Below are 12376 nucleotides of genomic sequence, written 5' to 3' on the forward strand. Positions count from 1 at the left end.
AACAATCCCAAAATCATGGAGCACTACGATGCCGGTGGATCGATCTTCGTCAGGCGCTCTCTGGCCTCGATCACACGCCGCTGAGCGGCCCGTATTCTGCCGCAGAGCACGAGATTGATCCCGACTCCGCAGTCTTCATCCAGCATTTCCTTGGCGCGCCTGAGGGCGGACTCCGCCCGCTTGACGCGCTGTCTGGCCTTGGCCAGTTCCAAGATCATGAGATCGGCCATTGGGCCGCGTCCACTGTGCTCCGGGGTGTACATCATGAAGTGCTAACTCATGAAGGAGCGGATCGTTCCCCCGTTGACAGTGAGACCACGATGGCGGGCTTTCTATTGCCCCACGGTCAGGACGAGCGTGCGCACTCTTGCCTTGGTTCGCTCTAGGCAATGCTCCGGAATATCTGGCCACGTCGCCTCAGCGCATTCTTTCCCTGTGACTGCAACAGTTTCGCCAGGCTGCACGTTCGCGGCTTGGGTAGCGGTGGTTGAGGTGAAGAGCACTGTCTGAGTTATGAGCGCCGCAACGGCGGCGACCTGGATCAGGACGGTAGCTAGGGCGATTTTCTTGAGCACGCGAGGAAACGCTCCACCCCGCTCCTGGTTCCTCCGGCTTGTGATTTTCGTTCAGATTGGCCCACTCCCTTACGGTGTGAACTTTTCTGCTTGAGCAGGCCAGCCAAGCAGGGAAAGAAGCAGGGAGACCTAAGCTAGTCAGAAATCACCAGCGATTTCAACGCGTCGTCGAACGATGGTGGCGGGCCACCAACGATGAAAATGGGCACTATGTCTACGCTAAAGCGCTCTAGAATGACCGGAAATCGTTTCTCGTCGAACACCTTATAGCGAATCCTAGGGTCGGCCTCTTTCATAACTCCCATCAAGCCGATTCCCGCCCGACCTGCCTTTCGCATGGCGTCCTTCGAAAAGCCCGCGTTGCTGCATATCAAGGTGAAATCCGCGGCAAGATCGCGACGCTTTGAATCGGCAGCATCGATGACGGCAATCCCTATTCGCCGTTTGTGCGAGTCGTAGTCCTTGCATTCGATCAGGATCTGCCTCGTCACGCCGTCCACGGTGCCTGTGATCAGTACGTCGACCTCTCTAAGGCCATCCGGCCCTTTTACCCACTCGCCGACCTTCACCTCGGCGGAAGGATCGAACTGCTTCGCCACGTCGGCAACGACTTGTTCATAGGCCCTTCCGAGCTTGGCCATGCGGAGGTTTCCTTGGTTGTCCGTGCCCGAAAATGGCTCACCAATGCATGGCGCTTGCCTCGTCAGGGCGCTGCTGCATTTTCAGGTTTGCAAGGCGGTTGGCCTTTGAAGTCACGAGCAAGGCACCCATACTTGTCGAACGTCTGCCCGGTTTCCCTCGCGGCTTTGGCCATACCGCAGGCCGAAATGGCCAGGCAGGAGAGCAGAGCAATCGCGGTTCTCATAACGAGCATCGATTCATGTCTGCGCCTCATTTTCCGTCCTTTTACGATGCCCGAATTGCCAGAGGTTGACCGTGATCGGCGCCGGGGTCAACCGTCCCGAAGACGCACGCGATTGAGCATCGTTGCACATTTCGGCGCTTGCCATCCCTTCGTTGCGGCGACCCTTCAAACGGAGTTCGCCAATGGCTAGATCGAAACCGTCCAAGCAATTATCGCAGGCTGAAATCGAGCGCTCGTGGCAGCGGAAGCGCTTCATTGGAGCATCGTGAAGCCGTTCATATCGCCACACTGCGAGCACTACCGCGCTACGCGTGTCTTGCATGAGGGGCTGTTGAAGGCCGTTCGGGAAGTGACGGGAAGGAAGTCGAGTTTATCCCATGGAATGTGACGGGTCCGGTGCGATGCCTCCGGCTGAGTAGCGCGCGGGCTCGGACTTCAGTCTTAGTCCCGCCAATAGGATTAATTGCGAAGTTGCTAATATGCCCATAGTTTTGGCAGCGCGGGGAACGCAACCCCTTCCCGCAGTGACCGGTGCGGCTTTCGCATCCCCAAGATAGCCCCAAGGCCGCACCGGCCATCGTATCAAGAACGGGTCGCACGGACGGTCGGGCTTGTTTGCCGAAGCGTGGAAGGCAGTCCCAAGTGCTCTCAACTGTTTTACGGGAAAAGCTGGTGTGCGAATGCGGTCGCACCGGTTATCTGAAACTACGAGAAGACGATCAGCCCCTCAGCGGGACCTGGGAATCCTACAGCCTGGAGGGGTTCAATGGCGGCAGCCTGACGATCACCAGTTGCGGAAATATTCCGGGCGACAAGCTGGCCTATTTCCGTCCTTTGTGTCCTCAATGCAGCCAGTGGGGCAAGGTGAAGTATGCCAGCCGGACCTGAGCCCGAAAGGACCACTTACATCGTTGGCGTGTTTGAGAAGCCGCATTGGCGGACAGTGCTGACCACCAAGGACAAAGCCGAAGCAGAGGCGCTAGAACAGGCGATGGCCCAGGACGACGTTAAGGCGCGGATCGAGGAAATCACGCCGAAGCCGAAGCGGGCGGTAGGCTTTGAGTGATGGTGAGAAGTCTAGCCAGCACCGCCACCGTGATTGCAACGATAGCTGCCGCTATCGTGCTGACATTTATGGCAGCTAAAAGATTTGAACTACGGCGCCCAAATCCGATCGAGGCTCATATCGAGAGGAATATCTGAGGGATGCGGGATGACCTGCTACAATCCCGTATGGCCGTCCGAATAGTGGTTATCCTGGCGCTTCTGTCCGCCTTCGCCTACGGATTCGCAAAACTTGTGGAACGCTATGGCGGCGTTGGCGATAGGCCCTCTCCGTGTGAGCAATCGTCTGATTGCCCCGACCCGAACGCGCCGCCTCCTGAACTTGAGCCTAAGCCTTCTTAAGCCGCACCCCGGCGCCGCCGCCGGACAACCCTAGCGAAACAGCAGATAGGCGCCATATGCAAGAGCTCTGAATGAAATGCGCGATCGCTTGATTGAATATGGCGTCTCCCGCAAGACACGGGTTTAGCAAGCTTCGCCCCCGCAAGGGCGCGCTTGACGATTTCAGCCCCGGCAGCGACACGGCGCCGAGCCTATGGCTCGCTACAGGGCCAATCTTCAGGCCTCGTCAAGCCAGAAGGCAACTCGGTCCGGGCGTCTCCGCAAGCCATGTTGAGCTGCCACTGGGACAGACCCGCCGAATTGGAAAGATCGAGGCCCTCGATACGGGTCTGAAAGAAAAAAGCGCGGTCAAAGTCTATCGGCGCGGTGAACGTCGCTCCTCGGAAGTCCGCCCGCGCGAGATTGGCAAACGAAAAGCGGCTGCCGCTGATATTGGCGTCATGGAACTGCGCTCGCCCCAATTCCGCCTTTGTGAAATCAACATTGGTCAGATTGGCGTCCTGGAAATTCGAGCGCTGCACTTCCGCGCTCGTAAACACAGCGCCCTGCGCGTCCATACGGCTGAAGTCGGTCCTGTAGGCCTCGATTTTGTCGAACCGGGCGCCTTTGGCGGTGGAGTCGGCCAGGGAAGCACGCACAAGCGTTGCCTTCTCAAAATTCGCCGCAAGGAGATTGCTGTTCCTGAGGTCGGTCGAAGTGAAATCAACACCGAACAGGTTCGCCCCGCTCAGGTCCTCTCCTGTTAGGATGAGAAGCTTTTTGTCACAGTCCTGCCAATTGACGCCAGGCGTCGCGGCTGCGTCGCAATTTTGAGCGGCAGTGGCGTTCTGCCAAGCAAATACAATGCAAACCGCTAGAACCAAGCCGGATGCGCCGTAAGCTCTGGTTCGTCTCAAAGTCATTGTTGCTGGACCTCTGCTACTCGCCGACAATCAACCTTACCATATCTGCTGACACTCGAAAGCGACGGCATTTTGCCCGCTAATCCCGCTAGTCCCCACCGCCAAATGAAAAGCCCGCCACCGTTGAGGCAGCGGGCTAAAATGGTGGGCGTCGGACCTGTTCAATGCAAGAGCCCGGCGGGTAGCGCTCAGGCCTGAGATTCCAGATCGTCGGGCCACATGACGGTTTCGCCGTAGTCTCCCGGACAGTACCCTTCCAAGTCGCCGCCGTCCTCGTCGTCGCAGCGGTCGAGCTCCAGATCATCGAGGCAGCCGAGCGACGGCTCGTCGTCTGCTGTCTCCTCCAGGTCGCAATCGACTTCCATGAGATCGAGCGCGGTGATCAGCGACATGGCGCGAAAGTCGTTGAGGCGCTTCTCGACCGACTGGCGCCATTGGCGGGGATCCATACCCTTCGGCATGCCGAGAGGCTGCAGGATGGGCGTGTGCGCGTTCATGACAAGCCCTATCGTGGTTTTCATAGTAGATGCCGAGGCCAGTTGAGGCCGGCCAGACATGCGCCTTCCACAAGGCACGTGGATGGTCAGAGTGGCTGATGTCGGCCATCCAGTCATCCATTGCCTCGGCAAGTTCCCGAGCGAGGCGGTTGACCGGCTGGACCGGCAATTCGCGCGGCAGGACGGGCGACGCCGAAGCCGGTGAAGCGATGGCCGGAACGGAGGCGATTGCTCCAACAAATAGGGCGCGACGGGAGAATCTCCCGAGGATTGGGCTTTCAGGCTGGTCAGAAAAGCGGTGCATAATCCAGTCTCCTTCGGTTGCATTTTCCTTGGGAAACGCATTGGGAAGGAGGCAAAGGACGTCGACAAATGCCCTACAAAATCAGCCTGTTATGCGAGAAATCTGGCGGAGAGAGCGTCCGTCCGTCTATCTTCTGCCCAGATCCGCCGATTTCCGAAAGTACAATTTGACCAATGCCATAGTATCCATTCGCGTTCCGAAGAGTTCTGTATAATTCCGGTGCAATCCAATACTTGTTTGTGGGTTGGATTGTAGGTAAAATACGCCGTTGTGTATTTGAGGTGTGCCAATGGCCAGGACGATCAACAAACTAAGCGCTGTCGAGGTGATGAAGAAGACTAAGCCCGGCCTTTACGGTGATGGCGGCGGGCTCTATTTGCAAGTTGCCAAAAGCACCTCGAAGAAAGCCGGCGAGGGAGACGTTACCAAGTCCTGGCTCTTTCGCTTCATGCTCGCGGGCAAGCCCAGGTACATGGGCCTTGGGGACGTCCAGACATTTAACCTGAAAGAGGCTCGGGAGCGCGCGCGGGAGGCCCGCCAAAAGGTCACCGATGGCATAGACCCAATCGAGGAGCGGAACGAAAAGAAGGCGGCCCTACGCGCCGAGGATGCGAAGCGTATTACCTTTCAGCAAGCGGCCGAGCGTTACATCACCGCGCACAAGGCAGAGTGGAAGAACGCAAAGCACGCCGAGCAGTGGAAGAACACACTCGAGACCTACGCGCACCCTGTGATTGGCGACCTGCCCGTGGAGAAGGTAGATGACGGCCATATCAGCCAGATACTAGATCCGATCTGGACCACGAAGAACGAGACGGCGAACCGAGTCCGCGGTCGGATTGAAAACATTCTCGATTGGGCGAGGGTTAAGGGTTTCCGTCCGAAACACAGCCCCAACCCTGCTGTGTGGAAGGGTCACCTCGACAAGTCCTACCCCAAACCGTCGAAGGTCAAGAAGGCCGTGCGTCAGCCGGCACTGCCGTTCGAGGAGTTGCCAGCATTCATGGCGAGGCTTCGCGCCAATGTCGGCATTTCCGCCCGCGCCCTTGAGTTTGCGATTTTGACCGCCGCGAGAACTGGTGCCGTGATCGGGGCGAAATGGGACGAAATCAACTTTGCCGAGAAGGTTTGGACGGTGCCGGCATCGCGGGCAGGAACAAAGCTCGGTGACGATGACAAGCGGAAACACCGCGTTCCTCTCAGTGACAGGGCGCTAGAAATCTTGAGAACCGTGCCGCGCGAGAAGGACAACGAGCATGTGTTTGCCGGGGGCCGCCGGGGCAAGGGGCTATCTGACATGGCGATGAACGAATTAATGAAAGGCTTCGGCCAGCTTCCTTCCGACACGCCAGGACGACAGCCGGTGCCGCACGGTTTTCGCTCGACGTTCAAGGATTGGGCGAAGGATCGGACGAACTTCGCGGACGACGTTTCCGAGGCAGCGCTTGCGCATGTGATCTCCGACAAGACGAAATCGGCATATGAACGCCGAGACAAGTTCGACAAGCGCCGAAAGCTGATGGCTGCGTGGGCGGGGTTCGCCGCGCAAGTGCCGGCTAAGGGTGCAAACGTTGTGGCGCTTGCGGTGGGGACGAGGGGGTGATCCGCGCTACGTCAGCGCCAGCCGATCTTCGACAATGCTTCATGCATGGCCGGGTTTGGGCGTACCTTACCTTCCCGCATCCAAACATTGACTGCTTCAGGATTGGCTCTGCGTTGAATGTCAGCAGGCAAGTTCACCAGCACCATCAACGCCGCTTCCTGCGGAGTGCATCCCGATTGCTTTCCAAGGGTTTGTCCAAGCTCTCGATAGTCGGCAGGAACTAGTGTCGGGTTAATACCTAAGGCTGCGAAGGCGGCGTTGAAACGAATGACAAAGAACATGTGGCTTCCCCCTATGCCGCGTTAATGCTCGTCTTATATGACGTGGTTTCATATAGTGCCAGATGTTGCTCTGACTAAATGGATGTCAGGGAACGGGTCGGCTGGAATGTCCGGCGTTTGCGGGTAGAAAAGGGCATGTCGCAGGACCACCTCGCGTATGCCGCTGAGATCGAGCGCGCGTACGTCGGATATCTGGAGCGCGGCAAGCGAAATGCGACGATCACCACGCTCGAAAAGGTGGCGAAGGTCCTCGGGCATGATGTCTCTGAGTTGTTCGCCATTCCTCCGAAGGACGCCGAACCGATTGCCCCGCTGAACCCGGGAAGACGGAAGGGCTGACGGCTAGCGCCTCCCCCAACGTGGTCGACTGCTTAAAAGAATGTGCGGAGTAACGCCAGCTCGCGTCTAGATTGGCCCGCGAATAATTAGTGTGGATACTTTCGAGACTAGTTCTACGACTGGGCGTGACGGACTACTCTGCCGATCTCACGGAAGGAATGAGTGGCCAGATGCAGCCTGACTTCGATAGTATGAATGAAACCGACGTCCGCGAGATCATCGTTCGTCCTTTACTGGAACGGCTTGGCTACGCGCACGGAACTGCCGCGAACATCAGAACCGAAGTCCCGTTGCGCTACGAACGGGCGTTCCTCGGACGTAAAAAGCCAACCAAGGACCCTGCCTTGGCAGGACGAGCTGATTACATTTGTGAGGTGGTATCCTTTGGTAGGTGGTGCGTTGAAGTCAAAGCTCCGGGGGAGTCGTTGACGCAAGACGACGTCGAACAGGCCCATACCTACAGTGCGCACCCAGAAATTTCTGCTTCCTATTTTTTGCTTACGAATGGTCGAGAGTTCAAATTGTTTGCCACTGGAAGTCTAGGCGTCCCTGTGCTCCGCTGGGAATATGAACAGACTGACCGAGTATTTATGAACCTGATCAACATTGTCGGACCGGAAGCGATCAAGAAGCTGAGGAAGCTTCTGACGCCTGACGTTGGAAAGCCTCTCGGGTTAGGCCTTCCACCTCAACTCGAACTTATTGGAGGAGAGGTTCACTACGGAGAGCACCAATCCAACCATCCACTGATAAATGGTCAAGCCATGAAGGGGGCGATAGCTCCCGTAACAGGGAAATACGTCGAACGCAGATTGGACGGGCTTCTTCACGCTGTTGTCTCGGTTCGCAGCCCATTGCAAGGGCTGTCGGAATTGAACAGGCTTGTAGGACTCAACGATTTCGAATTCTACTCGATAGACGAATACGTCTCTACCGATATCAATTGGCCGACTGTCTTCCAAAATTTCATCAAAGGCCGGCTTGAACCGGGTACGCAGGCGCAGCTTTTACCTGGACTGGCCCCTATCGTGATACCGTTTGGATTTGACTTTACGGTATTCACCGAGGCAATCGGTTTTGCAAAGGACGATCTTTTCCAGGGTGTTTTTCACCTTGAGTATAATTACAGCTTTATCGAGGGAGGGAGGCCAAACGCGTTCGACCCACTGCAGGCGCAAATCGCGGCAGCCATCGCTCTGTCTCCTACAGCCCAGGTCAAAGGAGAGGGCACCTATTCTATCAGAACGAAGCCGTTGATTTCGCCCGGATGACAGTCGGCGAAAAGCGAACGTCCAGGCCAGATAGGCTTCGAAAAATCGCACAAAATTTGCGAGGGACCTGGTAGGGGGCGGAGCCGGGGGGCGGCATCAGCGAAAGCCCTCAGCGTGGTTTGAGAAGAGAGGGGGGTGGGGCTCCGCTTCGCGACGCTTAAGTGAGTGGAAGAGCCATACGCATTCATTCGCCCGCATTTGCCCCACAACGCGCGGCGGCATTGGCCCGGTCCAATCGGGTGCGGGATGGCGTGAACGCGCGCCACGGCCCGCCCATTGCCACGGGCGTATGCGGTCGCCCGATCCGGCATCCACCACGGTCCGCCCCGCCCCGATGGGCCATATCCCAGGCCTCCGATCCGATCCGCACCCCGCGCCATGCGCGTTCAAAAAACCCCTACAAAATGCCCACGCCGCGAGCCCGGATTTCCGGGCATTTCAGCCTCCCAATTTTGCGTTCAAAAACCATTTGTTTTTCGCACATTGGCGCTTGACTGTCGTGAATAGCAGAGCGAAATTTTTCGAGTAAGTTCAGTTACTTAACGCGGGTCAGCCCCGCCAATCAAAGGAGATACATCTATGCAAGTCACGCGCACATTTTCGCATCGCGAGTTTGGCCATCTGGGCGAGGCAACATTGGCCGTTGAAAAGGGCAAATGGACACTCGACGGCCAAGCCCTTCCCGACGCCTCGGTAGAGTACCTCATGGGCTTCGCCCTTCAGTCCCTGCAAGACGCATACGCGGGCGCGAAGAGCAAGGAAGCGGCTAGCACTGCTTTCGACACCAAGCGCAAACGGCTGATTGAGGGCGTGATCGGTCGCCCGGCTGGCCAAACGGAGGAGCCGCACGTTCGGTTTATACGCCAGATGGTCCGCAACGCGCTCAGCCCCGACAACAAGGCCCGCTACGAGTCCACCGACGCGAAGGAGCGGAACAAGTTCCTCATGGGACTATTCACGGGCCTTCCCAATGCGAAGCGTGACCGCCTCGACGCACAGGCGCGGACTGCCCACGAGGCATCGCTTGCCGCAAAGGCCGCGACCGAGTTTGAACTAACCATCTAACGGCACATCGCCAAAGTTCTGCTAGGCGGCTCGCGAAAGCGAGCCGTCTAGTTGAACGCTAGGCCCACATCATCGAAAGGGCGAACGCCATGCGCGCCGCACTCTACCTTCGCGTATCCACCGACCAGCAAACCACCGACCGCCAAGAACGCGAACTGCGACAGGTCGCGGATCGCACGGGGTGGGAGATTGTCCAGGTCTACCGCGACCACGGCGTTAGCGGCGCAAGCGCCAAGCGCCCCGCCTTCGACGCCCTTTGCAAAGACGCGGCCCGCCGCCGCTTCGACGTTGTTATGGCGTGGAGTGTTGACCGGCTGGGCCGTTCGCTTCAGGGCCTCGTCTCCTTCCTCTCCGATCTTCACGCCCTCCGCGTTGACCTATTCCTCCACCAGCAGGGCATCGACACGACCACCCCGGCGGGCAAGGCCATGTTTCAGATGATGGGGGTGTTCGCTGAGTTCGAACGCGCGATGATCAGCGAGCGCGTCAAATCGGGGCTCGCGCAAGCGCAGGCGAAGGGTAAGAAGCTGGGCCGCCCCCGCGTCTCCAAGGCAACGGAGGAGGCGATCGCCCGCGACCACGGCAGCGTCCGCGCCCTCGCGGCTAAGCATCGTGTGAGCGTCGGCACTGTCCAGAGGATCAAGCACCAAGCCGGGGATGGCTGAAGGCGAGCGGCTGACGGGAGATGCTATCGCCGCAAAGGTAGGGAAAAGCTCGTAACCTCAGTTTAGCGGTCAGGTTCGCCGTCTCGGATCGGATCAAAGGCTCTCTCTGGGAACGGCCCCGCATAAAGCGCTAGGCCGGTCATTTGTCGTCGGCCCGGTATCAATTTGAGGACCTTCGCGACTATTTCCAGCATTGCTTCATACGCTGCCAGAGCCTCGTCTCGCGAAGTTGCGATTTCGCCGTATCGTGCCTCATGGGAACAACTTGCATCGTCAACCATCTTGGCGGGCAGGTTGCAGCCCACCAACTTTGGGGACAATATGATGAGCTTATCAAGAGAATGCCCTCGCTTTGGGTAGGTTATTGTTTGCCACTGTAAGAAAGCCTTTAGGCACTTCTCTGCGGCTTGCTCAAAGCACCAGCGTGCATGCCCGTATGAAATCCCATCCAGAAGAGCTTTGACGCCGGCATCCAAATCTACGGAAGCCTCGGCCACCAATGGAGTCTGGTGATGGGTGAACATTTCGCCGCATGCGAGCATCGCTCTCGCGAACTGGACAGATATGCGGTCGTATTGTTGAACCGGGATGCTGTCGGCGTAGACCTGAGTTAACGCGTCCACCTCCTGCAGGACGTTGCTCTTTGGGGGACTGTCCTTCCCGACCCTTCGATATTTAAAGCCCAGCCGCGCAGGGTTGATCTCGAAGTGCATTTGTCCCCAAATCCGCATTATGCGCAGGAGAAACAGATCGCCGTCGATATCTATGATCCCGCTCGAGGGCGAATAGACGATATTCATCTTGCGGCCGTAACGAGCATCAAACCAATCGAATATGTGAGCCGTGAGAGCGTTGTAGGACAGGTCGGTTGCGTCGGGCTTTTCAATTGGAGACGGGAACCGAAGTTCGAGGCTGTACCGCTGGGAGAAACGTCGGAAGCCTTCAAAGCCTCGACCTTGAAGTTTGAACCTTTCAGCACGCAAGTCTCTGTCGATTGACGCTAACTCAGCGTGCAGGGCTTCAAGGGTCTTGGGCAGGCTGTTGGCCAAAGTCATCCTCCCTTGTGCAACACGTTTTCGCCGCCAGCCCTCTAAGTGGAAAGCCGGCCAGCCTTTCTTATCATGATGTTTAGCTGGCGAAGCATTGAAGGTACAGGCTCAGGTGAGTGTGTACTGTTGTAAATTATATCAAATTCCATGCTCCTATAACGCTCGGCGTATTGTCCGACTCTGGAGGAGTCATCTATTCGTCCAGAGATGCCGCTGTGAAGTATCCTGTGAGATAGCGATACAAAATCTCCTATTGACGCCGTCTCTTTTACGCCAATATTAGTTCCGTAGCGATCAATCTGATCAAACACCATTATTGGCCGATCCGAGAAATATTCGGTATATCCAACTGGCGTGGGAAGATCCCGATCCGTGGTGGCATGATCGAAAATGGCCATGCGTCTTTGTTGATAGGCTGCCACTACGGGAAATGCGAACAGGATTGGAAACGGCACGTTTTTATTGGCGAGGTCGATGAGACTCCAGAGAATTCCCAGGCATTGATCAACGTCGCGGAGAGATAGGCCCAACCCTGTCGCCATTGCCGCAATCGCCTCAGGGTTCGTCTTGCCTCTGAACTCCAGAATTCGAGTGTCATCGAAGCCCAAAGAGGTCCACCGAGCCGCCACGAATTCGTTGAGACTTGGAACGTCAAAGGTATATGTGCGATCAAAAAATCTAAGAAGGTAGCGTTCAGCGTCGAAACCCTGCCCATAAACAGCTTTTATTGTTTCAGCCAGTTGATCTGAATGTGTGGCGGCTATGAATATGACATTAGGAACATCGAAGAGATGCTTAATTCGCTCCAGCAAGGCCACTGCGTAGGTTGGCCGGCAACGGTCCAATTCGTCCACAATAACAAACAGCGGCTTTTCCTCAGCTACCTCTTTCGAAAGCTCAGACCGAAATTTGTCGATTGCCTCTTGGCTCTCCTCGAATAGGCGGAGGGCGCGGTCCGCGTATTCGTTTGCTGACTCCAACGCTGCATCCGAAACAGATTTCAGCACTTCCTCGGTTATTTCGTTTACGGCCGCTTGGCCGATGACGAACGCAGCACCTCGGCTGACAAGACCTTTCCCCGCACGGATGGCAATTTTTCCCGCGTTGTTCTTGAGTATCTCTTTGAATTTCTCCTTCCTACTTGTCTTGCCCAAAGCCTTTAGAACTGACGACATAACCGCGAAGATCGGATCTTCGGCATGATCGTCACGCCAAGCATTGACCAAGGCCACTCTGTTTCCGGTACCCTCAAGCTGTGCGGCAATTCGATTGACGAAGAAGGTCTTGCCCGCGCCCCATGGCGCGCTCACGTTGATCGACGTTCCGCGTTCGCCTTGGGCTACGGCTACGGCATTTCGGTGCAGCAGATAGTTGATCAGGAAGTCAGCGTCTTCTTTGCGATTTAGAAAGTCACCGTCCCATACGTTCGTCACTGGTCCCCCTTCCGTTTGAACGCTAGCGGTTGACTGCTAATAGGTCATTCGGGCGCGCCCGGCCGTCGCTACGTCGCTCATTTGCAGCAGTGAACGAAATGGGAACAAAAGAGTCAAGAG

Annotated in this window: 14 protein-coding genes and 1 pseudogene; 8 read left to right on the forward strand and 7 right to left on the reverse strand. The window is 56.9% G+C overall.

What is annotated here, in order from left to right:
- Positions 1-23 precede the first annotated feature (23 nt).
- Positions 24-230, reverse strand: a complete 207-nt coding sequence (locus CGZ66_RS13570) for a hypothetical protein (protein ID WP_425352288.1) — start codon at positions 228-230, stop codon at positions 24-26.
- A 479-nt stretch (positions 231-709) separates the two neighbouring features.
- A complete protein-coding gene (locus CGZ66_RS13580) occupies positions 710-1216 on the reverse strand; it encodes a restriction endonuclease (RefSeq protein WP_095084652.1) in 507 nt (168 codons plus the stop codon).
- A 406-nt stretch (positions 1217-1622) separates the two neighbouring features.
- On the opposite strand from CGZ66_RS13580, the pseudogene CGZ66_RS40730 reads away from it, so the two are divergent.
- From CGZ66_RS40730 to CGZ66_RS13595, 3 genes and pseudogenes are all read left to right on the forward strand, one after another.
- Positions 1623-1839, forward strand: a pseudogene (locus CGZ66_RS40730) (hypothetical protein); the annotation flags it as partial.
- Positions 1840-2082: 243 nt separating this feature from the next.
- Complete coding sequence (locus CGZ66_RS39105) at positions 2083-2328, forward strand: hypothetical protein (RefSeq protein ID WP_143748727.1); 246 nt, start codon at positions 2083-2085, stop codon at positions 2326-2328.
- Entirely contained in the window at positions 2312-2506 is a 195-nt protein-coding gene (locus tag CGZ66_RS13595; RefSeq protein ID WP_095084654.1) for a hypothetical protein, read from the forward strand. Before CGZ66_RS39105 ends, CGZ66_RS13595 begins: the two co-directional genes overlap by 17 nt.
- A 532-nt stretch (positions 2507-3038) precedes the next feature.
- Here CGZ66_RS13595 and CGZ66_RS13600 read toward each other — a convergent pair.
- Together CGZ66_RS13600 and CGZ66_RS13605 are read right to left on the reverse strand one after the other, a co-directional pair.
- Positions 3039-3749, reverse strand: coding sequence for a pentapeptide repeat-containing protein (locus CGZ66_RS13600; RefSeq protein ID WP_095084655.1), 711 nt, complete (start codon positions 3747-3749; stop codon positions 3039-3041).
- A gap of 188 nt (positions 3750-3937) precedes the next feature.
- The gene (locus CGZ66_RS13605) at positions 3938-4270 is read right to left on the reverse strand and encodes a hypothetical protein (protein WP_143748729.1); all 333 of its coding nucleotides are present in this window, start codon (positions 4268-4270) and stop codon (positions 3938-3940) included.
- 569 nt (positions 4271-4839) lie between these two features.
- Between CGZ66_RS13605 and CGZ66_RS13610 the strand changes: the two genes are divergently transcribed.
- Complete coding sequence (locus tag CGZ66_RS13610; RefSeq protein ID WP_095084657.1) at positions 4840-6153, forward strand: tyrosine-type recombinase/integrase; 1314 nt, start codon at positions 4840-4842, stop codon at positions 6151-6153.
- A gap of 11 nt (positions 6154-6164) precedes the next feature.
- On the opposite strand, the gene CGZ66_RS39110 is transcribed toward CGZ66_RS13610, so the two are convergent.
- The gene (locus tag CGZ66_RS39110) at positions 6165-6434 is read right to left on the reverse strand and encodes a hypothetical protein (RefSeq protein WP_143748730.1); all 270 of its coding nucleotides are present in this window, start codon (positions 6432-6434) and stop codon (positions 6165-6167) included.
- 78 nt (positions 6435-6512) lie between these two features.
- On the opposite strand from CGZ66_RS39110, the gene CGZ66_RS13615 reads away from it, so the two are divergent.
- From CGZ66_RS13615 to CGZ66_RS13630, 4 genes are all read left to right on the forward strand, one after another.
- On the forward strand, positions 6513-6773 hold the full coding sequence (locus CGZ66_RS13615) for a helix-turn-helix domain-containing protein (RefSeq protein ID WP_095084658.1): 261 nt from the start codon (positions 6513-6515) through the stop codon (positions 6771-6773).
- 158 nt (positions 6774-6931) lie between these two features.
- Positions 6932-8044 (forward strand): type I restriction enzyme HsdR N-terminal domain-containing protein, encoded by a 1113-nt coding sequence (locus tag CGZ66_RS13620; RefSeq protein WP_206073710.1) that lies wholly within the window; start codon positions 6932-6934, stop codon positions 8042-8044.
- Between the two features lie 579 nt (positions 8045-8623).
- Entirely contained in the window at positions 8624-9109 is a 486-nt protein-coding gene (locus CGZ66_RS13625) for a hypothetical protein (protein ID WP_095084660.1), read from the forward strand.
- 89 nt (positions 9110-9198) lie between these two features.
- Positions 9199-9774, forward strand: a complete 576-nt coding sequence (locus tag CGZ66_RS13630; protein WP_167392103.1) for a recombinase family protein — start codon at positions 9199-9201, stop codon at positions 9772-9774.
- Positions 9775-9836: 62 nt separating this feature from the next.
- Here CGZ66_RS13630 and CGZ66_RS13635 read toward each other — a convergent pair whose 3' ends face one another.
- The gene (locus CGZ66_RS13635) at positions 9837-10823 is read right to left on the reverse strand and encodes a HEPN domain-containing protein (RefSeq protein ID WP_167392104.1); all 987 of its coding nucleotides are present in this window, start codon (positions 10821-10823) and stop codon (positions 9837-9839) included.
- 41 nt (positions 10824-10864) lie between these two features.
- On the reverse strand, positions 10865-12256 hold the full coding sequence (locus CGZ66_RS13640; RefSeq protein WP_095084663.1) for a KAP family P-loop NTPase fold protein: 1392 nt from the start codon (positions 12254-12256) through the stop codon (positions 10865-10867).
- Between the last annotated feature and the right edge of the window lie 120 nt (positions 12257-12376).

Origin of the sequence: Mesorhizobium sophorae (assembly GCF_002270415.1) — a bacterium.
Classification (GTDB): Bacteria; Pseudomonadota; Alphaproteobacteria; order Rhizobiales; family Rhizobiaceae; genus Mesorhizobium; species Mesorhizobium sophorae.

Coding starts and splice junctions, on each gene's coding strand:
- CGZ66_RS13570 (WP_425352288.1), bottom strand. CDS start 230: ATGGCCGATCTCATGATCTTGGAACTGGCCAAGGCCAGACAGCGCGTC.
- CGZ66_RS13580 (WP_095084652.1), bottom strand. CDS start 1,216: ATGGCCAAGCTCGGAAGGGCCTATGAACAAGTCGTTGCCGACGTGGCG.
- CGZ66_RS13595 (WP_095084654.1), top strand. CDS start 2,312: ATGCCAGCCGGACCTGAGCCCGAAAGGACCACTTACATCGTTGGCGTG.
- CGZ66_RS13600 (WP_095084655.1), bottom strand. CDS start 3,749: ATGACTTTGAGACGAACCAGAGCTTACGGCGCATCCGGCTTGGTTCTA.
- CGZ66_RS13605 (WP_143748729.1), bottom strand. CDS start 4,270: ATGAAAACCACGATAGGGCTTGTCATGAACGCGCACACGCCCATCCTG.
- CGZ66_RS13610 (WP_095084657.1), top strand. CDS start 4,840: ATGGCCAGGACGATCAACAAACTAAGCGCTGTCGAGGTGATGAAGAAG.
- CGZ66_RS39110 (WP_143748730.1), bottom strand. CDS start 6,434: ATGTTCTTTGTCATTCGTTTCAACGCCGCCTTCGCAGCCTTAGGTATT.
- CGZ66_RS13615 (WP_095084658.1), top strand. CDS start 6,513: ATGGATGTCAGGGAACGGGTCGGCTGGAATGTCCGGCGTTTGCGGGTA.
- CGZ66_RS13620 (WP_206073710.1), top strand. CDS start 6,932: ATGAGTGGCCAGATGCAGCCTGACTTCGATAGTATGAATGAAACCGAC.
- CGZ66_RS13625 (WP_095084660.1), top strand. CDS start 8,624: ATGCAAGTCACGCGCACATTTTCGCATCGCGAGTTTGGCCATCTGGGC.
- CGZ66_RS13630 (WP_167392103.1), top strand. CDS start 9,199: ATGCGCGCCGCACTCTACCTTCGCGTATCCACCGACCAGCAAACCACC.